Source organism: Mesorhizobium sp. 2RAF45 (assembly GCF_052115225.1).
Lineage (GTDB): Bacteria > Pseudomonadota > Alphaproteobacteria > Rhizobiales > Rhizobiaceae > Mesorhizobium > Mesorhizobium jarvisii.
Map to the genome: position 1 here is coordinate 413,543 of NZ_JBFRGG010000001.1, position 26,830 is coordinate 440,372.

The 26,830-nt window shown below is 64.0% G+C and carries 24 protein-coding genes; 13 read left to right on the plus strand and 11 right to left on the minus strand.

Annotated features, from left to right (window positions below; genetic code table 11):
- From AB4Z43_RS02060 to AB4Z43_RS02080, 5 genes are all read left to right on the plus strand, one after another.
- On the plus strand, positions 1–1,278 hold the full coding sequence (locus tag AB4Z43_RS02060) for an acetylornithine deacetylase/succinyl-diaminopimelate desuccinylase family protein (RefSeq protein ID WP_441935642.1): 1,278 nt from the start codon (positions 1–3) through the stop codon (positions 1,276–1,278).
- 124 nt (positions 1,279–1,402) lie between these two features.
- The gene (locus tag AB4Z43_RS02065) at positions 1,403–2,881 is read left to right on the plus strand and encodes an ABC transporter substrate-binding protein (RefSeq protein ID WP_441935644.1); all 1,479 of its coding nucleotides are present in this window, start codon (positions 1,403–1,405) and stop codon (positions 2,879–2,881) included.
- A 252-nt stretch (positions 2,882–3,133) separates the two neighbouring features.
- Positions 3,134–4,081, plus strand: a complete 948-nt coding sequence (locus AB4Z43_RS02070; protein WP_038647355.1) for an ABC transporter permease — start codon at positions 3,134–3,136, stop codon at positions 4,079–4,081.
- A complete protein-coding gene (locus tag AB4Z43_RS02075) occupies positions 4,078–4,947 on the plus strand; it encodes an ABC transporter permease (RefSeq protein ID WP_202359783.1) in 870 nt (289 codons plus the stop codon). The genes AB4Z43_RS02070 and AB4Z43_RS02075 overlap by 4 nt, the downstream gene beginning before the upstream one ends.
- Positions 4,944–6,566 (plus strand): ABC transporter ATP-binding protein, encoded by a 1,623-nt coding sequence (locus tag AB4Z43_RS02080; RefSeq protein ID WP_441935646.1) that lies wholly within the window; start codon positions 4,944–4,946, stop codon positions 6,564–6,566. The genes AB4Z43_RS02075 and AB4Z43_RS02080 overlap by 4 nt, the downstream gene beginning before the upstream one ends.
- A 4-nt stretch (positions 6,567–6,570) precedes the next feature.
- Here AB4Z43_RS02080 and AB4Z43_RS02085 read toward each other — a convergent pair whose 3' ends face one another.
- Together AB4Z43_RS02085 and AB4Z43_RS02090 are read right to left on the minus strand one after the other, a co-directional pair.
- Complete coding sequence (locus tag AB4Z43_RS02085; protein WP_019858659.1) at positions 6,571–7,056, minus strand: NUDIX domain-containing protein; 486 nt, start codon at positions 7,054–7,056, stop codon at positions 6,571–6,573.
- 34 nt (positions 7,057–7,090) lie between these two features.
- Positions 7,091–7,522 carry a TerB family tellurite resistance protein gene (locus AB4Z43_RS02090; RefSeq protein WP_027046940.1) on the minus strand — a complete coding sequence of 144 codons (432 nt, stop codon included), beginning with the start codon at positions 7,520–7,522 and terminating at the stop codon, positions 7,091–7,093.
- 136 nt (positions 7,523–7,658) lie between these two features.
- On the opposite strand from AB4Z43_RS02090, the gene AB4Z43_RS02095 reads away from it, so the two are divergent.
- From AB4Z43_RS02095 to AB4Z43_RS02110, 4 genes are all read left to right on the plus strand, one after another.
- The gene (locus tag AB4Z43_RS02095) at positions 7,659–8,444 is read left to right on the plus strand and encodes a TSUP family transporter (RefSeq protein WP_441935648.1); all 786 of its coding nucleotides are present in this window, start codon (positions 7,659–7,661) and stop codon (positions 8,442–8,444) included.
- Between the two features lie 51 nt (positions 8,445–8,495).
- Entirely contained in the window at positions 8,496–8,666 is a 171-nt protein-coding gene (locus AB4Z43_RS02100) for a hypothetical protein (RefSeq protein ID WP_080511798.1), read from the plus strand.
- A 101-nt stretch (positions 8,667–8,767) separates the two neighbouring features.
- Positions 8,768–9,598, plus strand: a complete 831-nt coding sequence (locus AB4Z43_RS02105) for a helix-turn-helix domain-containing protein (protein WP_441935650.1) — start codon at positions 8,768–8,770, stop codon at positions 9,596–9,598.
- Positions 9,599–9,670: 72 nt separating this feature from the next.
- The gene (locus tag AB4Z43_RS02110; protein WP_027046941.1) at positions 9,671–10,090 is read left to right on the plus strand and encodes a VOC family protein; all 420 of its coding nucleotides are present in this window, start codon (positions 9,671–9,673) and stop codon (positions 10,088–10,090) included.
- A 150-nt stretch (positions 10,091–10,240) separates the two neighbouring features.
- On the opposite strand, the gene AB4Z43_RS02115 is transcribed toward AB4Z43_RS02110, so the two are convergent.
- Together AB4Z43_RS02115 and AB4Z43_RS02120 are read right to left on the minus strand one after the other, a co-directional pair.
- Positions 10,241–11,716, minus strand: a complete 1,476-nt coding sequence (locus tag AB4Z43_RS02115) for a cobyric acid synthase (protein ID WP_038647365.1) — start codon at positions 11,714–11,716, stop codon at positions 10,241–10,243.
- Positions 11,716–12,330 (minus strand): dimethylsulfonioproprionate lyase family protein, encoded by a 615-nt coding sequence (locus AB4Z43_RS02120; protein WP_441935653.1) that lies wholly within the window; start codon positions 12,328–12,330, stop codon positions 11,716–11,718. Before AB4Z43_RS02120 ends, AB4Z43_RS02115 begins: the two co-directional genes overlap by 1 nt.
- A 142-nt stretch (positions 12,331–12,472) precedes the next feature.
- Here AB4Z43_RS02120 and AB4Z43_RS02125 point away from each other — a divergent pair, with 142 nt between their 5' ends.
- Together AB4Z43_RS02125 and mmsB are read left to right on the plus strand one after the other, a co-directional pair.
- The gene (locus AB4Z43_RS02125; protein WP_019858667.1) at positions 12,473–13,639 is read left to right on the plus strand and encodes an isobutyryl-CoA dehydrogenase; all 1,167 of its coding nucleotides are present in this window, start codon (positions 12,473–12,475) and stop codon (positions 13,637–13,639) included.
- A gap of 26 nt (positions 13,640–13,665) precedes the next feature.
- On the plus strand, positions 13,666–14,550 hold the full coding sequence (gene mmsB / locus AB4Z43_RS02130; RefSeq protein WP_441935656.1) for a 3-hydroxyisobutyrate dehydrogenase: 885 nt from the start codon (positions 13,666–13,668) through the stop codon (positions 14,548–14,550).
- A gap of 282 nt (positions 14,551–14,832) precedes the next feature.
- Here the strand turns inward: mmsB and AB4Z43_RS02135 are convergent, their stop codons facing one another.
- From AB4Z43_RS02135 to AB4Z43_RS02165, 7 genes are all read right to left on the minus strand, one after another.
- On the minus strand, positions 14,833–15,477 hold the full coding sequence (locus AB4Z43_RS02135) for a cytochrome c oxidase assembly factor Coa1 family protein (protein WP_038652878.1): 645 nt from the start codon (positions 15,475–15,477) through the stop codon (positions 14,833–14,835).
- Positions 15,478–15,561: 84 nt separating this feature from the next.
- Positions 15,562–15,927, minus strand: a complete 366-nt coding sequence (locus AB4Z43_RS02140) for a hypothetical protein (RefSeq protein WP_027046943.1) — start codon at positions 15,925–15,927, stop codon at positions 15,562–15,564.
- Between the two features lie 138 nt (positions 15,928–16,065).
- The gene (locus tag AB4Z43_RS02145) at positions 16,066–17,445 is read right to left on the minus strand and encodes an aspartate aminotransferase family protein (RefSeq protein ID WP_038647369.1); all 1,380 of its coding nucleotides are present in this window, start codon (positions 17,443–17,445) and stop codon (positions 16,066–16,068) included.
- Positions 17,446–17,495: 50 nt separating this feature from the next.
- Positions 17,496–17,621: a capsid protein gene (locus AB4Z43_RS02150; RefSeq protein ID WP_080643747.1), complete on the minus strand. Its 126-nt coding sequence runs from the start codon at positions 17,619–17,621 to the stop codon at positions 17,496–17,498.
- Positions 17,622–17,773: 152 nt separating this feature from the next.
- The gene (locus tag AB4Z43_RS02155) at positions 17,774–19,837 is read right to left on the minus strand and encodes a prolyl oligopeptidase family serine peptidase (RefSeq protein ID WP_202359778.1); all 2,064 of its coding nucleotides are present in this window, start codon (positions 19,835–19,837) and stop codon (positions 17,774–17,776) included.
- A gap of 78 nt (positions 19,838–19,915) precedes the next feature.
- Positions 19,916–21,076, minus strand: coding sequence for an MFS transporter (locus AB4Z43_RS02160; protein ID WP_441935659.1), 1,161 nt, complete (start codon positions 21,074–21,076; stop codon positions 19,916–19,918).
- A 92-nt stretch (positions 21,077–21,168) separates the two neighbouring features.
- Positions 21,169–22,344, minus strand: a complete 1,176-nt coding sequence (locus tag AB4Z43_RS02165) for an MFS transporter (protein WP_441935661.1) — start codon at positions 22,342–22,344, stop codon at positions 21,169–21,171.
- Between the two features lie 256 nt (positions 22,345–22,600).
- Between AB4Z43_RS02165 and AB4Z43_RS02170 the strand changes: the two genes are divergently transcribed.
- On the plus strand, positions 22,601–24,178 hold the full coding sequence (locus tag AB4Z43_RS02170; RefSeq protein WP_027046944.1) for a trimethylamine methyltransferase family protein: 1,578 nt from the start codon (positions 22,601–22,603) through the stop codon (positions 24,176–24,178).
- A gap of 75 nt (positions 24,179–24,253) precedes the next feature.
- Positions 24,254–26,824, plus strand: a complete 2,571-nt coding sequence (locus AB4Z43_RS02175; RefSeq protein WP_441935663.1) for a GcvT family protein — start codon at positions 24,254–24,256, stop codon at positions 26,822–26,824.
- The last annotated feature ends 6 nt before the right edge of the window (positions 26,825–26,830 follow it).

A 26,830-nucleotide genomic window follows, 5' to 3' on the forward strand; every position in this document is an offset into this window, starting at 1 on the left:
ATGAACAAGCGACTCCTTCAAGCAATCGACGACAGGCGCGACGATGTCGTCGCGCTGACCGCTGACCTGATCCGGTTTCCGACCATCAATCCGCCTGGCGAAGCCTACCGGCCATGTGCGGAATTTATCGGCACGCGGCTGAAGAAGCGTGGTTTTGAAACCGAATTCATCCGCGCCGAAGGCACGCCCGGCGACACCGATCGCTACCCGCGCGTCAATGTCGTGGCCCGCTTCGATGGCCGGTCACCCGGCGCCTGCGTCCACTTCAACTCGCATATCGACGTCGTGGAGGCCGGCGATGGCTGGACCGTCGATCCCTTTGCCGGCGTCGTCAGGAACCGCAGGGTCTATGGACGCGGCGCCTGCGACATGAAGGGCGGCCTGGCCGCGTCGATCATCGCCGCCGAAGCCTTCATGGAGGTCTATCCCGACTTTCCCGGCGCCATCGAGATATCCGGCACGGTCGACGAGGAGTCCGGCGGCTTTGGCGGTGTCGCGCATCTGGCCAGGCTCGGCTATTTCTCCAAACCCAGGGTCGACCACGTCATCATCCCCGAGCCGCTGAACAAGGACCGCATCTGCCTTGGCCATCGCGGCGTCTGGTGGGCCGAGATCGAGACCAAGGGCGAGATCGCGCATGGCTCGATGCCGTTTCTCGGCGACAATGCGGTGCGCCATATGGGCGCTGTGCTGCAAGCTTTCGAGGACGAACTGTTCCCGGCGCTCGACCGCAAGATGACGCGCATGCCGGTGGTGCCCGAAGGCGCCAGGCGCTCGACCATGAACATCAATTCCATCCATGGCGGCCAGACCGAGGATTTCCGGCCTGGCCTGCCCTCGCCCAACGTGCCCGATTCCTGCCGGCTGACCATCGACCGCCGCTTCCTGCTCGAGGAAGACCTCGCCACGGTCAAAGGCGAAGTGACCGGTATTCTCGAGCGGCTGAAGCGCGAGCGCAAAAAGTTCGACTACGAGATCCGCGACCTGATGGAAGTGCTGCCGCTGATGACCGAGCGCGACGCGCCGGTGGTACAGGCGGTGGCGCAAGGCATTCGTGCGATCTTCGACCGCGAGCCAGACTACATCATTTCGCCCGGCACCTACGACCAGAAGCACATTGCCCGCATCGGCCATATCTACGACTGCATCGCCTATGGGCCCGGCATTCTCGATCTCGCCCACCGGCCGGACGAGTGGGTCGGCATAGAGGACATGGTGGAATCGGCCAAGGTGATGGCGATCGGCCTCAACGTGCTGCTGCGCGGCACGACCGGATGACCGGCCCGCGGCGCAAAAACATTTCTCCTGGCGCGGCGCGACAGCACGAAACGCAATTTACTCCCGCGCGAAATCACGCTTCTATCCCCGGGCTTGAGCATTTGAGCACATGGGGAGTTCAGCGATGAAACTTTGGAAGACCCTTCTGGCCGCTGCCGTGCTGGCGGTCGCAACCGCCACTTCGGCGTTTGCCGCCCGAACCGATCTCGTCATCGGCATTCCGCTTGAACCCCCGCATCTCGACCCGACGGCGGGAGCGGCCGCGGCAATCAGGGAGGTTACCTACGCCAACGTGTTCGAGGGCCTGACCCGGATCGGCCCCAATGGCAAAGTCTTGCCGGATCTCGCCGAAAGCTGGACCATTTCCGATGACGGCAAGGTTTATACCTTCAAGCTGCACAGCGGCGTGAAATTCCACGACGGCGCCGATTTCAGCGCCGAAGACGTGAAGTTCTCGCTCGACCGTGCCCGCGCGGAAAACTCCGTCAACGCGCAAAAGCAGCTCTTTGCCGCCATCGACAAGGTCGACGTGGTCGACCCCGCCACCGTGAAGGTGACGCTGACCCACCCGCAAGGCTCGTTCCTCTACAATATGGGCTGGGGCGACGCGGTGATCGTGTCGCCGAAATCCGCCGACACCAACAAGGAAAAACCTGTTGGCACCGGCCCCTTCAAGTTCGGCAACTGGGCCAAGGGTTCATCGATCACCCTGCTCAAATCGGATCACTACTGGGGCGCCCCTGTCTTCCTCGAAAAGGTCGAGTTCCGCATCGTTCCCGATGCCGCGGCGGCAGTGCCGGCCCTGCTTTCCGGCGACATCCAGGCCTTCCCCTTCTTCGATCCCGACAGCGTCTCCCAGGTCAAGGATGATCCGCGCTTCAAGGTGGTGGTCGGCGCGACCGAAGGCGAGACTATCCTGTCGATCAACAACAAGAAGCCGCCCTTCGACAAATTGCAGGTCAGGCAGGCGATTTCCTATGCACTCGACCGCAAGGCGATCATCGACGGCGCATCGGCCGGGCTCGGCCTGCCGATCGGCTCGCATATGTCGCCGGCCAACAAATACTATGTCGACCTCACCGGCCGCTATCCGCACGACGTGGCCAAGGCCAAGGAACTGCTGAAGGAAGCGGGACTGGAAAACGGCTTCAAGGCCACGTTGAAGCTGCCGCCGACGACCTATGCGCGGCTCGGCGGCGAGATCATCGCCTCGCAGCTCCGCGATGTCGGCATCAACCTCGAGATCATCCCCGTCGAGTGGGCGCAGTGGCTGGACCAGGTGTTCACCAAGAAGGACTACGACCTGACCATCGTGTCCCATACCGAGCCGAATGACATCGATATCTATTCGCGCAAGGACTATTACTTCAATTACGCCAACCCTGCCTTCAACAAGGTGATCGCTGATCTGGAACTGACGTCCGACGAGGCCAAACGCAAGGAACTGTATGCCCAGGCGCAGAAGATCCTGGCCGACGATGCCGTGGTCGGTTTCCTCTACGAACTGCCCAAGGTCGGAGTCTGGGACGCCAAGCTGCAAGGGTTGTGGGAAAGCGCACCGATCCCCGCCAACGACCTGACCAAGGTGAAGTGGAGCGAGTGAGGTTCGTTTCGTCATCCTAGGGCGAAGCAGGCGCGCAGCGACTGCGCAGACCCTAGGATCCATTCCGTGACTTACGAGCGCCCCCGCGGTGCAGAATCTGGGAGACGTGGCAGTGGAAACAGGGAGGCGCGAGGCTGGTTCTGGACCGTCGCGCTCTTCGACCTCTGTCACGGAATGGATCCTGGGGTCTACGCGACGGAGCTTCGCTCCTGCTTCGCTCGAGGATGACGACACCTCTGTCGTCCCGTGTCCATGACCGCCTACCTCCTCAAGCGCCTCGCCATCTCGCTTGCCACGCTGGTGCTGGCCTCCATCGTGGTGTTCGCCGTGCTGGAAATCCTGCCGGGCGACCCGGCGCGGCTGATGCTCGGCATGAACGCCAGCGCCGACCAGGTCGAACTCTTGCGCAACCAGATGGGCCTGGATGCGCCTCTCCTGTTGCGTTACCTGCACTGGGCCGGCGGCCTGCTCAGCCTCGATTTCGGCCGCTCTTATACTTATTCGGTGCCGGTCATCGATCTCGTGCGTGAACGGCTTGCCGTCTCGCTTCCGCTGGCGCTGATCGCGCTTGCGCTCTCCACGATCATCGCCATTCCGGTCGGCCTGTTTTCCGCCAGCCGGCGCGGCCGGGCCGGCGATACGATTTCCATGGGCGCGGCCCAGCTTGGCGTCGCCGTGCCCAATTTCTGGTTCGCGCTGATGCTGATCTATGTCTTCGCCGTCTGGCTGCGGCTGGTGCCGGCCGGCGGCTTTCCCGGCTGGAGCGCCGGCATATGGCCGGCGCTGAAATCGCTGCTGCTGCCGGCGGTGGCGCTTGCCTTGCCGCAGGCAGCCATCCTGGCGCGCGTCACCCGCTCGGCACTGATCGAGGTGCTGAACGAGGACTATATCCGCACCGCCCGCGCCAAGGGCCTGCCCTACCGCGCCGTTCTCTGGCGGCACGCGCTGCGCAACGCCATGATCCCGGTCCTGACCATTCTTGGCCTCCAATTCGCCTTCCTGCTCGCCGGCACCATCATCATCGAGAATGTTTTTTATCTCCCCGGCCTCGGCCGACTGGTGTTCCAGGCCATCACCCAACGCGACCTGATCGTCGTCGAAAGCGTCGTCATGCTGCTGGTCGCCGCCGTCATAGCCGTCAACCTCGTCGTCGACCTTTCCTATGCGGTGGTCGATCCCCGCCTGAGAGGCCGGCAATGACCCTGCACATCGACATCCCTGAAGAGACACTCAGTGGCATTCTGGCCAAGGCGTTCCGGAACACGGCTTTCGTCACCGGCTTCGTCATCACCGTGCTGATCCTGGCGATGGCTGTCATCTCCTATGTCTGGACGCCCTACGATGTGACGAAGTTGGTCATAGCCGATAAGACGCAAGGCCCCTCGCTGGCACATTGGTTCGGCACCGACCACTTCGGCCGCGACATCCTGTCGATGATCATGGTCGGCGCCCGCAATTCGATCGCCGTGGCGCTGGTCGCGGTCGGCATCGGCATGGGCGTCGGCGTGCCGCTCGGCGCTTTTGCGGCCGCGCGCGGCGGCCTCGTCGACGAGGCGCTGATGCGCGTCAACGACCTCGTCTTTGCTTTCCCCGCGCTGCTGTCGGCCATCATGATTACCGCCATCTTCGGGCCGGGCGCCGTCAACGCCATCATCGCCATCGGCATCTTCAACATCCCGGTCTTTGCCCGCGTCGCCCGCGCCGGAGCGCTGGCCATCTGGCCGCGCGAATTCATCCTGGCCGCGCGCGCCGCAGGAAAAAGCAGCACGCAGATATCGATCGAACATGTGCTGCCCAACATCGCCACGCTGCTCCTGGTGCAAGGCACCATCCAGTTCGCGCTGGGCATCCTCGCCGAAGCCGGGCTTTCCTATCTCGGCCTCGGCGCGCAGCCGCCAATGCCGAGTTGGGGCCGCATGCTGTTCGACGCCCAGACCCGCATGGTGGTGGCGCCATGGATGGCGATCTTTCCCGGCATGGCGATCGTCATCACCGTGCTCGGGCTCAATCTCCTGGGCGACGGCATCGCCGACATTCTCGACCCGAGATCGCGGCGGCAGCGATGAGCCTGCTGGAAATCGACAACCTGTCGCTCACCATCGGCGGCACGCAAATCCTGAAAGACATGGAGCTTTCCGTCGCCCCCGGTGAAGTGATGGGGCTGGTCGGCGAATCCGGCTCCGGCAAATCGATGACGGCGCTGACGGTGATGCGGCTTTTGCCCCATGCCGCGCGCGCCACCGGGCGCGTGACATTCGACGGCATCGACATCCTCGCAGCAACCGAGGATCAGATGTGCGCGCTGCGCGGTGACGACATCGGCATGGTGTTCCAGGAGCCGATGACGGCGCTCAACCCCGTCAAGACCATCGGCGAGCAGGTCGCCGAAGGCATACGCTGGCACACCAAGGCCACACGCGCCGCGGCTGAAGAGCGGGCGCGAAAAATGCTCGACCGCGTTGGCCTGCCGCAAGCAAAATTCCCGATGTCGCGCTACCCGCACGAACTGTCGGGCGGCCAGCGCCAGCGCGTCGTCATCGCCATCGCCTGCGCGCTGAAGCCGAAGCTCTTGATCGCCGACGAGCCGACAACGGCGCTGGACGTGGTGCTGCAGGCGCAGATCCTCGACCTCCTGCGCGACCTCGTCGCCGAGAGCCGCATGGGACTGCTCCTGATCTCGCACGATCTCGCGGTGGTGACCGAGATGGCCGACCGCATCACCATCCTACGCCGCGGCGAGGTGATGGAAGCCGGCGACACCGCCCGCACGCTGTCCGAACAGCTCCATCCCTACACGCGCCAGCTGGCGCAGGCCTCGATGCATGTGCCAGCACGCGCCAGAACGCATGACGCAAGCCAAAGCAAGCCTCTGCTCCAGGTCGAAAGCGTGACCCGCGATTATCCCGGGCGGCGCACCTCCCTGTTCAAACGGGCTGCCTCTATTCGCGCCGTCGACAATGTCTCCCTGTCGATGCAGCCGGGCCAGTCGGTGGCACTGGTCGGCCGCTCCGGCTGCGGTAAGTCAACGCTCGCCCGCATGATCCTGGCACTGGACAAGCCTAGTTCGGGCACGATCCGGTTTCGCGGCGAGGCCGTCACCGGCAAGAGCGAGGCCGAGTTGAAACCCGCCCGGCGCGACATGCAGGTTGTCTTCCAGGACCCGTACGGCTCCTTCGATCCGCGCCAGAAGGTCGAGAAACTGGTCGCGGAGCCCTTGCATGTGCTGGACAAGAAGCCGACGCGGGCCGAGCGCCGCGAGATGGTGGCGCACGCACTGCACGAGGTCGGCCTCGATCAGCGCGACATGGACAAATACCCGCACGAATTTTCGGGCGGCCAGCGGCAGCGCCTGTCGATCGCCCGCGCCATCATCACCCGCCCCAAGCTGGTCGTCGCCGACGAGCCGGTCTCGGCGCTCGACGTTTCGATTCGCGCCCAGATTCTCGACCTGTTCGCCGAACTCAACCAGAAGCTCGGCATCGCCTACCTCTTCATCACCCATGACCTGACCGTTGCGCGGGCCATCACGGACGAGGTGCTGGTCATGCATGACGGCAGGATCGTCGAGCGCGGCAAGACGAGCGAAGTGCTCGATCATCCGCAATCCGAGGCCGCAAGGGCGCTGGTCGCGGCCGCGCCAGACCTGCACCGGGCAATTGCTCGGCGGATGCAAGAACAGGGTTGAACTCTCAGATCATCTGGAATTTTCCGGTAGCCCTGAATCGAAGGTAGGCTTCGATGCTGCGCACCATATTGGGCAGCATTTCAGGCAGTTTATCGACAGAGAACCAGCCAACGGCACTACTCTCGTCGTCCATGACGGCCGGCTCGCCTTCAAAGGAGCGCGCATAGAACATCAGCGCGAAGAACTGGGTGCGGTCGCCATTCGGAAACTGGAAGGTTTCATACTGCGGGTCGCAGCCGAACCCGAACGGCTCGATGCCCCTGACGATCAGGCCAGTTTCCTCGACCACCTCCCTGGCCGCCACCGCTTCCAGACCCTCGCCTTCCTCGGCATTACCGCCAGGCAAGCCCCACAAGCCGAAATCAGTCCGTTTCTGCAACAGGATTCGGCCGTCGTCGCGCTCGATGACGACGCGCGCGCCCGGCATCAGCACCAGGCGATTCCCGATCAACTCTCGCAACTGTCCCAGATAGCTGTCGGCAAAGGCCATTCAAATGCGCTCCTCGACGCCAGCGAACTGCGCCCTACTCTTCCGGCTTCACCACATCGACAGGGCTGATGTCGAGCAGGTCGAGCGTGCGGCGCAAGAGGCGCACCTCGCTCTCGGCCAGCTGCGAATCCGCCTTGGCGATCTCTGCCATATGCTGGGCCAATTGCTTGCGCCGTTCCACGTCGAGATCGCGAAACAGCGCGATCGCCTGCGAGCCGTTGGTCTCGTAGCCGAACTCGTTGAGATATTCGATGACGGCGTCGATACTGGTTTCCTGAATGCCGAAGGCGTCCTTGCAGATGCGCCGGAAGGCAACCATCTCGCTCTCGCTGACCGTCCCGTCGGCCAGGATCATGCGGAACAGCATCAGCAGTTCGGCCGACAGGACAGGATCGTCGGCGACCTTGCGCACGCCCGGGTCGCCGTCGAAGATGGAGCGTATCTGGTCCAGCAATGCGAATGCCATCAGGGGCCTCTTTCCGGGTTAACCAAATCCAAGCGCATTGCGCTTGGATAGAGGTAGCGCGGAATCGGCCTTGCGCAAACAGGGCTGTCGTGGTCGAACGCCGTTATCCCGCCGACCGGACGTCTCCGTACATCAGATGATCGACCTCACCACCCAGACAATCATCATGCTCGCCTTCGCCGCCTTCGCGGCGGGCTTTGTCGATTCGATTGCCGGCGGCGGTGGGCTGATCACCATTCCGGCACTTTTGCTTGCCGGCTTCTCGCCGGTCGAAGCGCTTGGAACCAACAAGCTGCAAGGCATGTTCGGCTCCGGCTCGGCCACCATCCACTATGCCTCCAAGGGCCATGTCGACCTGCGTCGGCAGTTGCCGTCGGCGCTGCTGGCGGCTGCAGGCGGTGTCATTGGCGCCTTGCTGGCCACCATCGTTCCGGGCGATCTTCTGCGCGCCCTGCTGCCGCTGGTGCTGATCGCCATTGCGCTCTATTTCGCCCTCAAGCCCAACATGAACGATGTCGACCGGGCCGAGCGCCTGTCGCCCTTCCTGTTCGGGCTGACCCTGGTTCCGGCAATCGGCTTCTATGACGGCTTGTTCGGCCCCGGCGCCGGCTCCTTCTATATGCTGGCCTTCGTCGCCCTTGCCGGCTACGGCGTGCTTAAGGCGACGGCGCACACCAAGCTGCTCAACTTCGCCTCCAACATCGGCGGCTTCATCGTCTTCGCCGCTGTCGGTGTCATCTCCTGGAAAATCGGCCTGATGATGGGCGTTGCCCAGTTCCTCGGTGCCCGCGTCGGTGCAAGCCTCGCCATGCGCATCGGCGCCAGACTGATCAAGCCGCTGCTGGTGGTCGTCTGCCTGGCGCTGGCCGTAAAGCTGCTGGCCGATCCGGCCAACCCGCTGCGTGTCATGATTGGTGTGTGATCACGCGCCTGTTACTATGGCGCTGTTCGAATCATGTTGGAGGAGCCACACATGAATCTCAGCGCGCCTACCCAGATCGTTTTCATAATTTCCCTGGTCATCGCCATCATCGGCATTCTTGCCGCCCTTGGCGTTCTTGCATTTATCCCACTCGCATCGGTGTGGATCGTTCTCATTGCCTACATCGTGCTCGCCGCCGGCTGCCTGATGCGCGGCGCCTGACAAGTTTCCCTTGAAGTGGGGACAGAGAGCGCCCGGCCAAAAGCCGGGCGCTTTTGATTCTGACCAACGGCTGATAGATTTGTCCGGCGGAAGGATGGCCGATGCCGATCGAGATGCAGCAACGGAAGGAACAGGATTGCTCCATCGCGGAGCGCTTCGAGATGCGCCGGCGCCTTCCTGATCCTGCACTTGACGGCATTGTGTCAGATATTTGTGGCTATCGCGAAACAGCGGCAGGCCACTTCCGCAACGTCGAATACGCTTCGCTCACCGTGCCTTTGGTGTTCAGTTTCGCCGAGCCCTTTGCCATCGGCCTCGGCAAGGCGCCCGACGACAATGACCGCTTCGCCAGTTTCGCAGCCGGGCTTTTTGCCGGACCGGTGATGATCGAATCCTTCGGCACCGCCTGCTGCATACAGGTCAACTTTACGCCGCTTGGGGCGCGCCGTTTCTTCCGCTTGCCGATGAGCGAACTGACCGACAGCATGGTCGTCCTCGACGACGTGCTGGGCGCCGAGGGCATGGCGCTGCGTGAACAGCTCGGCAATGCGCCGGACTGGGCGTCGCGTTTCGACCTTGCGGAAGCATTCGTCACCGCCCGGCTTGAGCGCGCCGCCGAAACGCCACTGGAAATCGCCTGGGCCTATGACCGCATCATCGCCTCCGGCGGCCGGGCCCGCATTTCCGCCATCGCCGAAAAACTGGGCTGGAGCCGAAAGCATCTCGCCGGCAGCTTTTCCAATGCGATCGGCATCGGCCCGAAGACATTGTCGCGCATCGTCCGCTTCAACCGGGCGCTTGGCCTGTCACGGCAGCAGACCGCCGATTGGGCCGATATCGCCGCCGATTGCGGCTATGCCGACCAGGCGCATCTGGTGCGCGAGTTCCGCGACCTTGCCGGCGAGACGCCGACGGCGCTCTCGGTCAGGTAACATTTCTTCAAGACGCTGGAGCGGCCTTCGAACAGAGTGGGTTATCGACCGACCCAGATCAAGGAGGTTCCCATGCCCATCACCACCGAAGCCCCGCGCCTTTACCCTGCCCTGCGCTACAAAAACGCGGCAAAAATGATTGACTGGCTCTGCGAGGCCTTCGGCTTCAGCGTCCGTGCCCGCTATGGCGAAGGCGATGTCGTGCACCATGCCGAACTGGTCTTTGGTGCCTCGATGATCATGCTGGGCAGCGCACGCGACGACGATTACGGCAAGATGGTCGGCGAACCCGGCACCGGCGGCGGCAAGTCGATCTATGTCGCCGTCGACGACGCCGATGCCGCCTATGCCAAGGCCAGGAACGCCGGCGCCACGATCGTCCAGGAACTGACCGACCGCGACTATGGCAGCCGCGAGTTCATCTGCCGCGATCCGGAAGGCAGCGTCTGGTCGTTCGGCACCTACTGGCCGAAGGCGGGGGAGAAGGCGTGAGCTGGCCTGAGGCCTGCCGAGATTCAGGTCAGGCCGAGCCGAAAAATGACTGATACCGAGAACCGGAGCGGAGCGTACTCAAGTAGGTGAGCACCGGAAGCACAGGAAACCGGCATTTGCAGGCCGGCCTCACCTGAGTATCGGCACGCCTCACCGAGCCAGGCCGAAGATCGCGTCGCAGTCGAGGTGGCTCTCCAGCTCGGCCGCGACGTCGTCTAGCGCCCGTTCGACGTCGGCGCGGTAGTCGATGCCGGCGCCCTTTATGCCGAGGCTTTCGAGGAATTTTCCGCGAAAAGCGTCGGCGCCGAACAGGCCGTGCATATAGGTGCCTGACACCTTGCCATCAGCGGAGATCGCACCGTCTGCAACGCCGTTGATGATCGCCGACGGCCGCATCGTGTCCGGGCCGGAGGTGCGGCCGAGATGGATTTCGTAGCCTTCGAGCGGCAGGTCGAATTGGACCGAGCGGGCGCTGACATTGCGCACCGTCTTCTCCGGCTCCATCACCGTTTCGATATCGAGCAGGCCAAGCCCTTCGGCCTCGGTGACACTGCCTTCGATGCCGTCGGGATCGCGCACCCTGCGACCAAGCATCTGAAAGCCGCCGCAAATGCCGACGACATGGCCGCCGCGCTTGCGATGCGCGGCAAGATCCCGGTCCCAGCCATTCTCGCGGAATCTTATGAGATCGCCGATCGTCGATTTGGAGCCGGGAATGACCACCAGCCCGGCGTCGGCCGGCAGCGGCTTTCCCGGCGGCACGAACACCACCTCGACCTGCGGTTCGGCCTTGAGCGGATCGAGATCGTCGAAATTGGCGATGCGGCCAAGCATCGGCACCGCCACCTTCAGCGCCCGCGCCTCGCCGGATGCCAGCCGCTCCAGCACCACCGAATCCTCCGAAGGCAGCCGCGCCGCCGCCTTGAGCCACGGCACGACGCCAAAGCACCGCCAGCCGGTGAATCTCTCGATCGCCTTGAGGCCGTCATCGAACAGCGAGACATCGCCGCGGAACTTGTTGATGAGGTAGCCGACGATCATGCGGCGGTCTTCTTCCGGCAGGATCAGATGCGTGCCCGCGACCGAGGCGATGACGCCGCCGCGATCGATGTCGCCGACCAGCACAACCGGCACATCGGCACGCGTGGCAAAGCCCATATTGGCGATGTCGCGGCTTCTGAGGTTGATTTCGGCCGGCGAACCGGCGCCCTCGACGATGACCAGATCGGCGCCCTCGCCGACCTTGCCCCAGGAGTCCAGCACGGCGTCCATCAATCGGGCCTTCAGCGCCTGGTAATCGCGCGCGCGCGCCTCGCCGAACACCTTGCCTTGCACGATGACCTGCGCGCCGATATCGGTCTGCGGCTTGAGCAGAACCGGATTCATGTGCACCGATGGCGCAACGCCGCAAGCGATCGCCTGCAGCCACTGCGCGCGGCCGATCTCGCCGCCGCTTTTGCTGTTGTCGCCGGGAATGTCGGCGACCGCGGCGTTGTTCGACATGTTCTGCGGCTTGAACGGCCGCACCTTGAGCCCGCGCTTCTTCGCGGCGCGGCACAGGCCGGCGACCAGCACCGTCTTGCCGACATCCGAACCCGTGCCTTGCAGCATGATCGCCCTGGCCATCAGCTTCGGCCCTGCGTGGCGGTTCCGGTGATCGTGGATTTCTGCGCCAGCGGCCCGCCGCGCCAGATGTAGAGCGCCAGAAGCGGCTCTTTGCCGGTTCGCATCGCGTGGTTGACATTCGAGGCGTGGTGGACGACCTCGCCCGCCTCCCGCACGCGAAAACCGCCCTCGCCCATGCGCCATTCCGTACCGCCCGTCAGCGGAATGTAGATCTCCTCGGCGACGTGATGATGGTCGGGGTAGACGATCTCCGGCCCAAGGATCAGCAGGCCGGCGGCCACTTCGTCATTGGCAAAATGGCCGCGCGTGCCGAACACTTCCAGCCAGCCATAATTGTCGATGAAGGCCTTGCCGAAATCCGTCTCGGTGTACGTCTGCCCCCAGTGCAATCCGTTGCGATGCTCCACCAGCCATTGCACCAACGCTTTCGCAGCAGGTGGCGCCAGCTCGGCGGCACGGTCGAGATGGCGCACGCAGCTGATCCTATGCGGCTCCAGCGCGCGGGCCGGCATATCCCAGCCGATGCTGGCCACGGCGTCGCGCACCAGGGCATTGTCCACGCAAGCGAGATAGGCGTGGAATTGCCGAAGCAGCTCATCGAATTTTGTCGTCACATCTCGCTCCGGGCATGCATTGGTGCACAGCCGCTCCGCAGCGGGTCGGGTTGCGCGGCGGCATCATTGGTCTAGATTGATGCGCGCGCAAAGCCAAAAACGACAGGCCAGCGGGCTAGCTGGCATATAGGGAGAGAACGCCATGGACGCCGCGGTCGATGCGAGCACCAGCCAGTTCGAACTCAACGAGGAACAGCGCGCCATCCAGGAGATGGCGCAGGCCTTCGCCGCCGACCGCGTCGCGCCGAATGCGCTCGACTGGGATCGCAGGAAGCATTTCCCGGCCGATGTGATCCGCGAGACCGGGCCGCTCGGCCTCGGTGGCATCTATGTCAGGGACGATGTCGGCGGCTCGGCGCTCGGCCGCCTCGACGCTGTGCTGATCTTCGAGGCGCTGTCGCATGCCGATCCGGGCTTTTCGTCCTTCATCTCGATCCACAATATGGTGGCCTCGATGATCGACCGCTTCGGCAACGACGAGCAGCGCCAGCGCTTCCTGCCGAAGCTCACCTCGATGGAATGGCTGGCCAGCTACTGCCTGACCGAGCCGGGCTCCGGATCGGACGCCGCGGCGCTGAAGACACGCGCGGCGAAGAGCGGCGGCGACTATGTCCTCAACGGCGCCAAACAATTCATCTCGGGCGCTGGCGACAGCGACGTCTATGCCGTCATGGTGCGCACCGGCGCCGACGGGCCGAAAGGCATTTCCACCATCGTGGTGCCGAAAGATGCGCCCGGCCTTTCCTTCGGCGCCAACGAGCACAAGATGGGCTGGCACATGCAGTCGACCCGCCAGGTCATCTTCGAGGACTGCAAGGTGCCGGCGGAAAACCTCCTGTCGGGTGAAGGCGCGGGCTTCGGCATCGCCATGGCCGGGCTCGATGGCGGCCGGCTGAACATCGCCGCCTGTTCGCTGGGCGGCGCCCAGTCTGCGCTCGACAAGGCGCTGTCCTACACCGCCGAGCGCAAGGCCTTCGGCTCGAAGATCAATCAATTCCAGGCGCTGCAGTTCAGGCTGGCGGACATGGAGACCGAGCTGCAGGCAGCGCGCATCTTCCTCTATGCCGCCGCCTCCAAGCTCGACCGCAAGGCGCCGGATGCCGGTAAATGGTCGGCCATGGCCAAGCGCTTCGTCACCGACACCGGCTTCAACGTCGCCAACAATGCACTGCAGCTGCTCGGCGGCTACGGCTATCTGCACGACTACGGCATCGAGAAGCTGGTGCGCGACCTCAGGGTGCACCAGATCCTCGAAGGCACCAACGAGATCATGCGCGTCATCATCGCGCGTGCCTTGATTGGTCGCTGAAGTCAGCAAACTCCGGGAGTGAGACAATGACGACGATCGCCTTCATCGGTCTTGGCAACATGGGCAACCCGATGGCCGCCAACCTGGTCAAGGCTGGGCATGCGGTAAACGGTTTCGACCTAGTGCCGGAAAACCTGACAGTGGCAAAAGAACATGGCGTGACGATCATGGCCAATGCCTTGGCGGCGGTGAAGGACGCTGATGTGGTCATCACCATGCTCCCTGCCGGCAAGCACGTGCTGTCGGTCTACGAGGACATCGCGCCAGGGGCCAAAAAAGGTGCGCTGTTCATCGATTCCTCGACGATCGACGTCGAGTCGGCGCGCAAGGCGCATGCGATTGCCGCCAAACACGGCCTGCTCTCCATCGACGCGCCCGTCTCGGGCGGCACCGGCGGTGCGGTGGCCGGCACGCTGACCTTCATGGCCGGCGGCTCCGACGATGCCTTCGCCGCCGCCGAGCCGGCCCTGAAGCCGATGGCCGGGCGCATCGTTCATTGCGGCGGCGACGGCGCCGGCCAGGCGGCGAAGATCTGCAACAACATGATCCTCGGCATTTCGATGATCGGCGTCGCCGAGGCCTTCGTGCTGGCCGAAAAGCTCGGCCTGTCGCATCAGGCGCTGTTCGACGTCGCCTCGACCTCTTCGGGCCAATGCTGGTCCTTGACCACCTATTGTCCGGTGCCCGGCCCGGTGCCGACCTCGCCCGCCAACAGGGATTACAGACCGGGCTTTGCCGCTGCCCTTATGCTGAAAGACCTGAAATTGTCGCAGGAAGCCGCACAGAGCGCGGGCGCGGTGACCCCGCTTGGCGCCGAGGCGGCACAGCTCTACGCCCTGTTCAACGCCCAGGGGCATGGCGGCGCCGATTTCTCCGGCATAATTAATTTTCTCAGGGGTAACCCAGCGTAACCAACGGATTTGATGGGTTTTTTCCGGATCATCCCGCCAGAAGAACCGCAAATTTAGAATTGCTTAAGCTCTCGATAACTCTGCGGTAACGATGTCGCTATAAAACGGACTGCGAGGCGGACATATCGCATCCGCCCGGCGCTCCGGATCAGGTCTCGCGTACCGGAGCCCGTAAGTTTCGCCAAGTGTTTGCGTAGCGAAACGCCATGCGTATCTGGCAAAGCCGCGTTCCCGATGGAGCGCGGTTTTTGCATTTCTGCCGCGCTCACTCAAGGCTCATGTCTATATTCCAATCGCCGCATTCGGGATTGGCACATGATCTTCGTTGGTCAGCACGATCGGCGCGTCCACTCCATCAACCCTGACCACGAGCAGGCGGATGCTCCACGTGCCGGCATTGCGGACCATATGGGAAAACACGGTGGCTTTGCCCTTGGCGCCGTGGACGGGAATGCTGAACTGGGCGTCGCCCGTTCCATTCGCACTGACGTTGAGATGGCCGCCGACCCAGAAATTGTCGGTTACGTCGTCGCCAATGGCCGCCTTGACCCGGGTATCGGCACGCACGGCGTCCATGGTCATGTGGTAGGCGTCACTGCCTTTGAACATGAAGGGGATGCTGCCGACCGCCGTCGCACAGCCCCCGATACTGAGCACCCAGATAGCAAGGCCGGCGATTGCCCAGTTGCGCTGCGTCTTGCGGAACTGCTCCGCGTCGCGCCAGGCCCGGTTCTGCCAGGCCCAGCGGCTGCCGCGTGCGCCGAGCACGAAGATCATGACGAGATTGACGACCGGGATCAGTGCCAGCAGCGCGATGAAAGTGCTGTTGCCGATGCCCCAGATCCAGTTGAGGAAGAAGGCACCCCAGTTCCAACGGTCGAGCTCGGCCGGGATTTCAGCCGGCTGGTTGAGCGGTTGTCCGGCCATGATGTCCCCCATCGGTGCGTATGCCGATTGGTTCTAGACCATGATTTCGACAATGCGCAAAATCAAAGTTCGGCAGGGTCTATTTCAAGCCTTTGACGACAGCCGGCGAAAATTCGCCTTCACCGCGCGGCTGGCGGGCTTGAGCGCGGCGCTGATCGACAGTTCGGCCGCGACGCCGTTGAACAGCGACGGCGTGCGACCGGAAAGGAGTTCCGGCCAGAATCGCGATGCCGACTGCAGGAAGGACATTTGCGCCGCGAACGCGCCCTCGGCGATTGCCGCGGTCTTCTCGTTCACCGCACGCGCGCTTTCGGTGCCCCAGGGCTGGCTGCTGCCGGCGTCCATCGCCATCAACGGCAGGCGCATCATCGCCACCATCGGCGCCAACATCAGGTCAGCGCCGATGCTGGCCGCTTCTTGCGCGCGTCGGCTCTTGCCGGTTTTTCTCATGGAAATGAACCCCTTGCTACAGCCGGATGGCTGCCGCCCCACACACTACGCGCGGAGGGTGAAGTTTGTTCCCCATGGAGGCAGTATGTTTCTCGAGGGCGGGCGTTCCCCTGAAGAAACGCCCGGTCGAGGTTCGCCTTACCGCTTGCGCAGATCGGCCTGCGCCAGATCCAGCGCCTTGCCGATCCGCTCGCAGGCCATGTCGATCGTGTCGCGGGTCCAGATCAGCGGCGGCGACAGGATCATGGTGTCGCCAGTGGCGCGCAGCATCATGCCATTGGCGATGGCATGGTCACGCACCGTCACCGCGGCACTTCCCGACGGCAGGAACCGCTCCTTGGTCGCCTTGTCCTTGACGATCTCGATCGCGCCCATCAGGCCGATCGAACGCACCTCGCCGACCAGGTCATGCCCGGCGATGCGCTCCTGCAAGGCCTTGGCGAAATAAGGCCCGGTGTCGTTCCTGACGCGCTCGACCAGGCCTTCCTGCTCGATGATCTCGAGGTTTTTCAAGGCCACGGCGCAGGCCACCGGATGCCCGGAATAGGTGTAGCCGTGGTTGAACTCGCCGCCCTTCTCGACCAGCGTCGAGGTGATGCGGTCGCCGACCAGCAGCGCCGACAGCGGCTGATAGCCCGAGGTCAGCGCCTTGGCCGTGGTGATGGTGTCCGGTTCGATGCCGAAGGTCTGGGCCGCGAACCACTCGCCGGTGCGACCATAGCCGGTGATGACCTCGTCCAGCATCAAAAGCACATCATATTTGCGGCAGATGCGCTGCACTTCGGGCCAGTAGCTCGCCGGCGGGATCTTGACGCCGCCCGCGCCCATCACCGGCTCGCCGATAAAGGCCGCGACCTTGTCGGCGCCGGCCTCGAGGATAGCGTCCTCGACCGATTTGGCCGCGCGCAGGCCGAAATCATGATCGCTCTCGCCCGGCAGCGCCAGCTCATAGGCATAGGGCATCATCACATGCACGATGTTGGGCACAGGCCCGTTGAGCTGCTTGTGCATGGCATCCATGCCGCCGAGCGACGTGGCGGCGATGGTCGAGCCGTGATAGGCCATTTTGCGCGAGATGATGCGGTTCTTCTCCGGCTTGCCCTCGATCACCCAGTAGTGGCGTACAAGACGCAAGGCGGTGTCGTTGGCTTCCGAGCCGGAGGAGCCGTAGAACACCTGGTTGACGTTCTTCGGCGCGATCTCGGCCAGCTTCTTGGACAACAGCACCGGCGTCGGCGTCGAGCATTTGAAGAAGGAATTGTAGTAAGGCAGTTCCTTCATCTGGGCGTAGGCGGCCTCGGCGAGTTCGTCGCGGCCATAGCCGATGTTGACGCACCACAGGCCGGCCATGCCGTCGAGCAATTCCAACCCTTCGGAATCGTAGATGAACGGGCCATTGGCGTGGGTGATGATGCGCGAACCCGCTTCACGCAATTCCTTGTGGTCGGTGAAGGGATGGAGATGGTGCGCGGCGTCGATCTGCTGAAGCTGCTTCAGCGAATAATTCTGATAGGTCATGTCTGATTCTTTCCTCTGGATTCAGTCCGGCTGGCGCCGGGGCGAATGCATCAGAGGCTGGCGGGCGGCGAATAACCGATGCGGGCGCACAGTCGCAAAAGCTCCGCGCGCAGCGTGCGCGGCGACGGTGTCACCGCGACCCCGAACGTGCAGACAAAGATCATAGCAGGAGCCATGCCCGGCACCTTAGAGCAAAGGCTGGCCGAGGTGAACCACCCTTTGCTTGGCCCATGACGGAATACTTCTATGCATGTCGCCCAAAGGTGGTCCCGGTCTTAGGAGAACGACATGCACGAAAACAAAGGCATAACGCGCGTCGCGACGCGCCTTATACCTTGGCTCTCAGTGCCCGCTGTAGGAACACATATTTCATCGCCGTCTGCGCCGCCTGCGGCCGGCGGTCGCCCCGTCCGCCGTGGCCGCCTTCGGTCTCCTCGAAGAACAGTGTCCTGGCGTGGCCGGCCTCCTGCAGGCGAGCCGCCATCTTGCGCGCATGGCCGGGATGGACGCGGTCATCGGCGGTCGAGGTCGTCAGCAGCACCGGCGGATAGGCGGCACCCGCCCTGACATGCTGGTAGGGCGAATAAGCGGACAGCCACCTGGCGTCTTCCGGCTTCGACGGATCGCCATACTCGGCGATCCATGAGGCGCCGGGCGGCAATTCGGTGTAGCGCAGCATGTCGAGCAGCGGCACCTCGATGATGACGGCGCCGAAGAGTTCCGGGCGCTGCGTCAGCGAAACGCCGGTCAGCAGGCCGCCATTCGAGCCGCCCTGGATACCGAGCGAGGCAGCCGTCGCGATGCCGCGCCTGACGACGTCCTCGGCCACCGCGGCGAAATCGTCAAAACCGTTCTGGCGATTGCCTTTCAGCGCCGCCTGGTGCCAGGCGGGCCCGAACTCGCCGCCACCGCGAATGCAGGCCTGCACATAGGCATTGCCCTTCTCCAGCCACAGCCTGCCGCGCACGCCGGCATAGCCCGGCAAGAGCGGCACTTCGAAGCCGCCATAACCGTAGAGCAGCGTAGGCACCGGCCCTTTCTGGTCACGGCGCCGGACGACGAAGTATGGGATCATCGTGCCGTCCTTCGAGCGCGCCTCGAACTGTTCCGAGATCAGCGGCGCGGCATCGAAGCGCGCCGGCTGCGACTTCACCGTGGCAAGCGTCTCGCCGTCGTCATCCGACCAGATGATCGAGCTCGGCGTCAGGAAATCCGTGAAGGAGAAGGACACGCTGGAGCCGAAGCGCTCGGCATGGCTGATGCCGACAGTGCCGTTCTCAGGCAACGCGACCGGCTTCAGCGACCAGGCGCCATTCTTGCGCTCGCAGACGAGAACCTTGCCGCGCACGTTGTCCATCAGGCTGACGAACAGCCGGTCCTGCGTTCTGGCGAGCCCGGCGATGGACACGCGATGCGCCGGCGCCAGCAAGGTTTCGATGGCGCCGAAACCGCCGCTTTCGATCCAGTGCGCGAAATCGAGCGAATAGAGCCCGTCCGGTTTGCACACCGTGCCATCCGGTGCCATCCATGGCGTGCGCACCCCGAACACCAGCTGGTCCTTGAAAAGCGATGTGTCGGTGGCGTCGTCGGGCAGCGGAATGCGCCTGTTTTCGCCAGATGGGAGATGCAGGAAACTGTGCGACGCGAAGAAATTGATAGCCCGCGCCAGGAACACGTGACGCTTCTCGCCGTCGAACTCGACGCCGGCTCCTGCGGCGAGATCGTCTTTCTGCGCCTCGAAGATCGGCGTCGCCTCTTCCAGCGCCGTGCCGCGTTTCCAGAGCTTGATCACACGCGGGTAGCCGGACTCGGTCTTGTCGGATTCCTCGAAGGCCGCCGAGACGATGACCGTGTCCTTGTCCAGCCAGCCGAAACCCGACTTGGAAGCCGGCGCACGGAACCCGCCCTCGATGAACAATCTGGTTTCGATGTCGAATTCGCGCATCTCGCTGGCGTCGCCGCCGTCCGGCGACATCGACAGCAGGCAGCGGCTGAAGTCCGGATAGAGCCGGCTGGCACCGCTGAACACCCATTTTATCCCCTCCTTCGCCGCAAGCTCGTCGAAGTCGATGATCGTTTCCCAGACCGGCTTCTCGGTCTTGTAGGAAGCGACCGTCGTGCGGCGCCACAGGCCGAGCGCATTGGTCTTGTCCTGCCAGAAATTATAGACGTGGCCGGCTACTGCCGCGCCGACGGCGATGTTGTCCTCGGCCGTCATCAGGTCGAGTGCCGTCTGAAACGACGCCTGATACGAAGGATCGCCCTGCAATTCGCCAACCGCGATCTCGTTCTGGCCATGCACCCAGTCGAGCGACTGTTTGCTGGTCCTGTCCTCCAGCCAGAGGAAGGGGTCCGCGGTATCGGCTTCTGGCTTGGCGATGGGCTTGGTCATGGAATCTCCAAATAGGCAATGCTTGGGCATGCAACATCGACATGCCGCGTCCGATATTCAAGAGTTGCAGCCAAGGATTTAGGCCTTCGCGCGACCAGCGAGGCTCGCGACCGCCAGGGCCAGGCACATGAGGCAAAGCGTGATCGGCAGGCCTCTCGCACCCAGTATATCCATGGCGCTGCCGGCCAGCGGCGGCACGGCTATGCCGCCGACGCCCCACATCAGCGAGAAGGCGGCGTTGCCGGCGACCAGGGTCGAGCCGGTGAAACGCTCGCCCAGCTCGATGATCGACATCGTGTAGATGCCGTAGGAGACCGCTCCCCAGACGAAGATCATCGGCCAGATCAGCGGCGTTTCGATGAGAAGCGGCAGCAACACGCATCCGAGCACGGTCAAGGAAACACAGGCGAGCCGCACCAGGCGTGCGGTCAGCCTCTCCGCCAGCAGGCCGAGCGGCACCTGCATGGCAATGTTGCCGGCGATCATCATCGACAGCAGCGCCGACATGCGGGCTTCCGCGATACCATAGTGGTTGCCATAGACCGGCAGCAAGGCCAGCGCCCCCTGTTCGAAACCCGCGGCCACGATGACCGCCAACAGAAGCAGCCACGCCATCGGTACGAAGCCCAGAACGGAAACCCGATGCCCGGCCTCGTCCACCTTCGGCAGGCGCGGCAGCACCGACGCCAGGCACATGCCGCATAGCACGAAGGCACAAATACCGACGAGGAAGGGCGGCCATCCCTGCGTACCGACGGCGAGCAGGCAGAGCGGGCCGGCCGCGAAGCCGGCCGAAATGATCGTCGAATAGACGCCCATGATGCGCCCGCGCCTGGCCGGCGGCGCAAGGGCAATCACCCAGATCTCGCTCAAGACATATAGCGGGTTGGTCACCACGCCGATCAGGAAGCGCAGCGGAAGCCACAGATAGACATTCTGCGTCCAGCCGATCAGCGCCAGCACGACGGCCGAGAGCGCGGCGCAAGTAAGCGCCGTGCGCCCCGCCCCGAACCGCCGCGCCAGCCCCGGGATCACCAGCGACGAGACGATGAAGCCGATCGGCGTCATGGCCGCCGACAGGCCGATCATCGCCGGCGAGACGCCCTGGCGCTGCAGGATGAAGCTCAGCAGCGGATAGGACAGCCCCTGCGCGATGGCGAACACCGAGACGGTCGCGATCACGCCGGTGATCGCCGCCCATTGCATTCCTTCGCCAGTTTTCGAATCCGCCGCGGCCATGGTCCTACCGTTGGTGCCCGGCAGGATTACCGGCTCGGCCAAACAGCGGTAAGCCCCGCCGGCGGAAAGCGCTTGCTCCAGCCAGATCCATGTCAGGTGGCTCGGCGTTGCGAGGAGCGGAACAAGGCGAAGGCGACCAGAGCCGCATCGAGACCGAAGATCACCACGGGCAGGCCCAGCGGGCCGATGCCTTGCATCAGCAGGCCGGCGCCCGGCGGGCCGACAATGCCGCCAACGCCCCACAGCAGGGCGAAGGCCGCATTGCCGGTGACGAGCAGCGTGCCCTTGAAGCGGCTGCCGAGTTCGACCAATGCCATCGTATAGACGCCGTAGCCCACCGCGCCCATCACCAGCAGCACGCCCCAGATCAGCGGCGTGGTGATCAGCAGCGGCAGCAGCGCCGCGCAGATTGCCGTCGCCACCGCGCAGGCTACGATCATCGGGCGGCCACCGAACCGTTCCGCCAGCAGGCCGAGCGGGATCTGCAGCAGGATGTTGCCGAGCGACAGTGCCATCACCAGCGCGGCGAGCACGGCTTCCGGCAGGCCATAGCCGGTGCCGAAGACCGGGACCAGCGCATAGGTGCTCTGCTGGACGGCGGCCGAGACCAGCACGGCCAGCAGCAGCGCCGGCGCCAGCCGGGCGAAGCCGACAAAGCTGCCGGCTGGCTGCCCGTCATCCTCGAACCCGGTAAGCTTCGAGGAGACAAGGCGCAGGATGACCGCGCAAAGCACGAAGCCACCGATGCCGACGCTGAAGGGTGCCCAGCCCGACGTGCCGACGAAGGTCAAGGTGAAGGGCCCCGCCGCATAACCGGCGCCCATCAGCGTGTTGAACACGCCCATCACCCGGCCGCGCCGCGAAGGCGGCGCTAGCGACAGCGCCCAGACCTCGCCGAGGATATAGAGCGGATTGATGACGACCCCGATGATGAAGCGGATGATGTACCAGGCCATCCAGTTCTGCAGATAGCCGATGCCGAGGAAACACAGCGCGCCGATCAGCGAGCAGCCGACCGCCAGGTTGCGCGCACCGACCAGCCGCACCGCCGCTGGCACGAACGAGGCCGACAGGATCAGGCCGAGCGGCATCATCGCCGCCGACAGGCCGATCAGCCCTGGCGACATGCCTTGCTTCTGCATCAAAAGCGTGAACAGCGGTGAGCTCAGCCCTTGCGCGGCGCCGAACATGGCAAGTGCCGCGGTGACGCCGGCGAGCGCTGCCCACTGCGTCCCCGCTTCGCCTTCGCTCGAGCTGGTTGCGACCATTCCATCATTCCATGTGAGGTGCCGGCTGACCTCCCTGCCGGCAAGGCCCACCAGCTACGGGTTCAATTCGGGGAAAGAAAGGGCCGGTAAGCTAAATCCGCTTGCGCCAACAGCGCGGTGATCAGGCGATGCCGCAGCCACACAGCTGCCGTTCCGGCATGTCGCTTCCCTCGCCCTAGTGGTCGCCGCCTCCGCAATGGCCGGCGGGCCGCCGGTCCATTATGCCGCCCGCTATTCGCATCCTACGAGGACCATCATGACCGCCGCCGTAAACCCCTTAGAACCGGCCCTGGCACCCGACCGTGCCCGCCGTGGCGGCCGCGCCGGAAAGCGCGCCGGAGGCTCGGCCGCGTTCGAGCAACCGGCTTTCCGCCAGCTGAAAAACCCGCTGGCGCCGACCAGGCTGGTGTCGGAAGACGAGCTGGAATCGATCCACCTCGCCTCCTTGCGCGTGCTCAGGGAAATCGGCGTCGACGTCCTGCACGACGAAGCCCGCCGCATCATGAAGGCGCATGGCGCCGATGTGCGCGAAGGCTCGGAGCGCGTACGCTTCGACAGCGACATGATCCTCGAACTCATCTCGCACTGCCCGTCGGAATTCACCATCCATGCCCGCAACCCTGCGCATAATGTGCGCTTTGGCGGCGACAATCTGATCATCTCGATGATGGCGTCGGCGCCGAACTGCTCCGACATCGATCGAGGCCGCCGACCCGGCAACCAGGCCGACTACCGCAATTTCCTGCGCTTGGCGCAGATGCACAACATCCTGAACTGCACCGGCGGCTATCCGGTCGAGCCGACCGATATCCATCCGTCGGTGCGCCACCTCGAATGCATCCGCGACCTCGCCACGCTGACCGACAAGGTGTTTCACATCTATTCGCTCGGCAAGGAGCGCAATGTCGACGGCATCGAGATCGCCAGGATCGCGCGCGGCATCAGCCACGAGCAACTGCTCGAGGAGCCGTCCGTCTTCACCATCATCAACACCAATTCGCCGCTCAAGCTCGACGTGCCGATGATGGAAGGTATCATCCAGATGTCGAGCAAGGGCCAGGTCGTTGTCGTCACGCCCTTCACCCTGTCGGGCGCCATGGCGCCGGTCACCATCGCCGGCGCGCTGGTGCAGCAGAATGCCGAGGCGCTGTCCGGCATCGCCTTTGCCCAGATGGTGCGCAGGGGCGCGCCTGTCGGCTATGGCGGCTTCACTTCCAATGTCGACATGAAGTCCGGCTCACCGGCCTTCGGCACGCCCGAATATATGAAGGCGCAGCTTGTCGGCGGCCAGCTTGCCCGCCGCTATAACATCCCCTACCGCACCTCCAACACCTGCGCCGCCAACACGGTCGACGCGCAGGCGGCCTATGAGAGCGTGTTCTCGCTGTGGGGCGCCATCCAGGGCGGCGGCAATCTGATGATGCATGCCGCCGGCTGGCTCGAGGGCGGCCTGCGCTGCTCCTACGAGAAAACCATTCTCGACATCGACCTGTTGCAGATGGTGGCCGAATTCCTCACCCCGCTCGACCTGTCAGAGGAGGCGCTCGGCTTCGACGCCATCCAGTCGGTTGGCCCCGGCGGCCATTTCTTCGGCACCCAGCATACGCAGGACCGCTACAAGACCGCCTTCTATTCGCCGATCATTTCCGATTGGCGCAATTTCGAGACCTGGGCGGAAGCTGGCTCGCCAACGGCGATGGAGAAGGCCAACAAGGTCTGGAAGGAACGGCTGGCATCCTATGAAGAGCCCTACATGGATCCGGCGATCCGCGAGGAACTCAACGACTTCGTCCAGAAGCGCACGGCCGAAGGCGGCGCGCCGACCGATTTTTGATCGTGCATGGCGGGCGTCGTGACCGCCAGCGACCGAAACCTCTGATTCAATTTACGCAAAAACGGACCTATCTTCATGAAATCCCATGTAAAAGCGGTTGTCATCGGCGGCGGTGTCGTCGGCTGCTCGGTGCTCTATCACTTGGCCAAGGCCGGCTGGACCGACATCATGCTGATCGAGCGTTCGGAGCTGACCTCCGGCTCGTCCTGGCACGCGGCCGGCGGTTTCCACACGCTGAACGGCGACCCCAACGTCGCCAAGCTGCAGGCCTACACCGTGCAGCTCTACAAGGAGATCGAGGAAATCTCGGGCCAGTCCTGCTCGCTGCACCTGACCGGCGGCGTGATGATGGCCGATACGCCGGAGCGCATGGACTTCCTGCGGCTGGCCCACGCCAAGGGCCGCTATCTCGGCATGGACACCGAGCTGATCACACCGTCCGAAGCCAAGGCGATGTTCCCGCTGATGGATGAGAAGAACTTCGTCGGCGCCATGTGGGATCCGGTCGAAGGCCATCTCGACCCGTCCGGCACCACCATCGCCTATTCCAAGGCGGCGAAGAAACTCGGTGCCGAGATCGTGCTGCGCAACCGCGTCGTCGATCTCACGCAGCAGCCCGACGGCACCTGGAATGTCGTCACCGAACAGGGCACGGTCCACGCCGAGCATGTCGTCAATTGCGGCGGCCTGTGGGCGCGTGAGATCGGCCGCATGGTCGGCGTCGAACTGCCTGTGCTGGCCATGGAGCACATGTATCTCCTGACCGAGCCGATGCCGGAGGTCGAGGAGTTCAACAAGTCGACCGGCCGCGAGATGATCGGCGTGCTCGACTTCAAGGGTGAGATCTACACCCGCCAGGAGCGCAACGGCATCCTGCTCGGCACCTATGAGAAAGCCTGCAAGCCATGGTCGCCGGTCAACACACCCTGGGATTTCGGCCATGAACTGCTGCCGCCCGATCTCGACCGCATCGCGCCGTCGCTGGAAATCGGCTTCAAGCACTTCCCCGGCATCGAGAAGGCCGGCATCAAGCAGATCATCAACGGCCCCTTCACCTTCGCGCTCGACGGCAACCCGCTGGTCGGTCCGGTGCAGGGCCTGACCAATTTCTGGTGCGCCTGCGCCGTCATGGCCGGCTTCAGCCAGGGCGGCGGCGTCGGCCTCGCTCTGTCGAACTGGATGGTGCATGGCGATCCCGGCTTCGACGTCTGGGGCATGGATGTCGCCCGCTTCGGCGAATGGGCCGGTCTGCGCTACACCAACGCCAAGGTGCGCGAAAACTATTCGCGCCGCTTCTCGATCCGCTTCCCCAATGAGGAACTGCCGGCCGCACGCCCGGCGCAGACGACCCCACTCTACGACACCATGCTCGCCAACAACGCCGTCATGGGCGACTCGTGGGGCCTTGAAACCCCGCTCTGGTTCGCGCCGAAGGCCAAGGAGCCCAGGGATATCGTCTCGTTCCACCGCTCCAACGATTTCGGCCCGATCGGCGAGGAAGTGCGCGCCACGCGCGAGCGCGTCGGCGTCACCGAAATCGCCAACTTCGCCAAATACGAAGTGTCGGGGCCGGGCGCGGAAGAGTTCCTCAACCGGCTGATGACCAACCGCATGCCGAAGACCGGCCGCATCGTGCTAACCCCGATGATCAACGAATTCGGCAAGCTGATCGGCGACTTCACCATCGCCAAGGCCGGCGAAGACCGCTTCATGATCTGGGGCTCTTCGGCCGCGCAGAAATACCACATGCGCTGGTTCGAGAAGCACCTGCCGAAAGACGGTTCGGTGCGCATCCATCGCTTCGACCAGACGCTGGTCGGCCTGTCGATCGCCGGACCAAAGTCACGTGATCTGCTGCAAAAGCTCGTGGATACGGACATCTCGACCAAAGCCTTCCGCTTCATGGATTTCCGCGAGATGGCAGTCGGCGGCGCCCCCTGCATGGTCAACCGCATCACCTACACCGGCGATCTCGGCTACGAGATCTGGATGGCGCCGGCCTACCAGCGCCTGGTCTATAAGGCGATCAAGGATGCCGGCGAGGAATTCGGCCTGGTCGATTTCGGCATGCGCGCCCTGCTCTCAATGCGCCTGGAAAAGAACTTCCCGACCTGGTTCCGCGAGCTGCGGCCGATCTACGGACCATTCGAAGGCTCGATGGACCGCTTCATCAAGCTCGAGAAGAACGATTTCATCGGCCGCGAAGCCGCTGCCAAGGAACAGGCGGAAGGCCCGAAACTGCGCCGCGTCTCCTTCATCGTCGACGCCGCCGATGCCGACGTCATGGGCGACGAGCCGATCTGGGCCAAGGTCAGCAAGGATTTTGGCACGGTGGAAAAGCCGCATGGCTATGGCGCGCCGCGCTTCGACGACAAGGGCGAGGAAGTGCGTGGCTCCAAGGCTGCCGAAGGCGCTTCTGCCGTGCGCGGCATCGTCGATGGCGACTGGCGCGTGGTCGGCTGGGTGACGTCGGGCGGCTATGCCCACTATGTCCAGAAGTCGATGGCGCAGGGCTACGTTCCTGCGGCACTCGCTGAGGACGAAAGTGCCGGCCTGTTCGAGATCGAGATCCTCGGACACCGTCGCCCGGCGCGCATCAATGTCGAGGCGCCTTTCGACCCGAGCGGCGAGAAGATGCGGACCTGAGGTTCA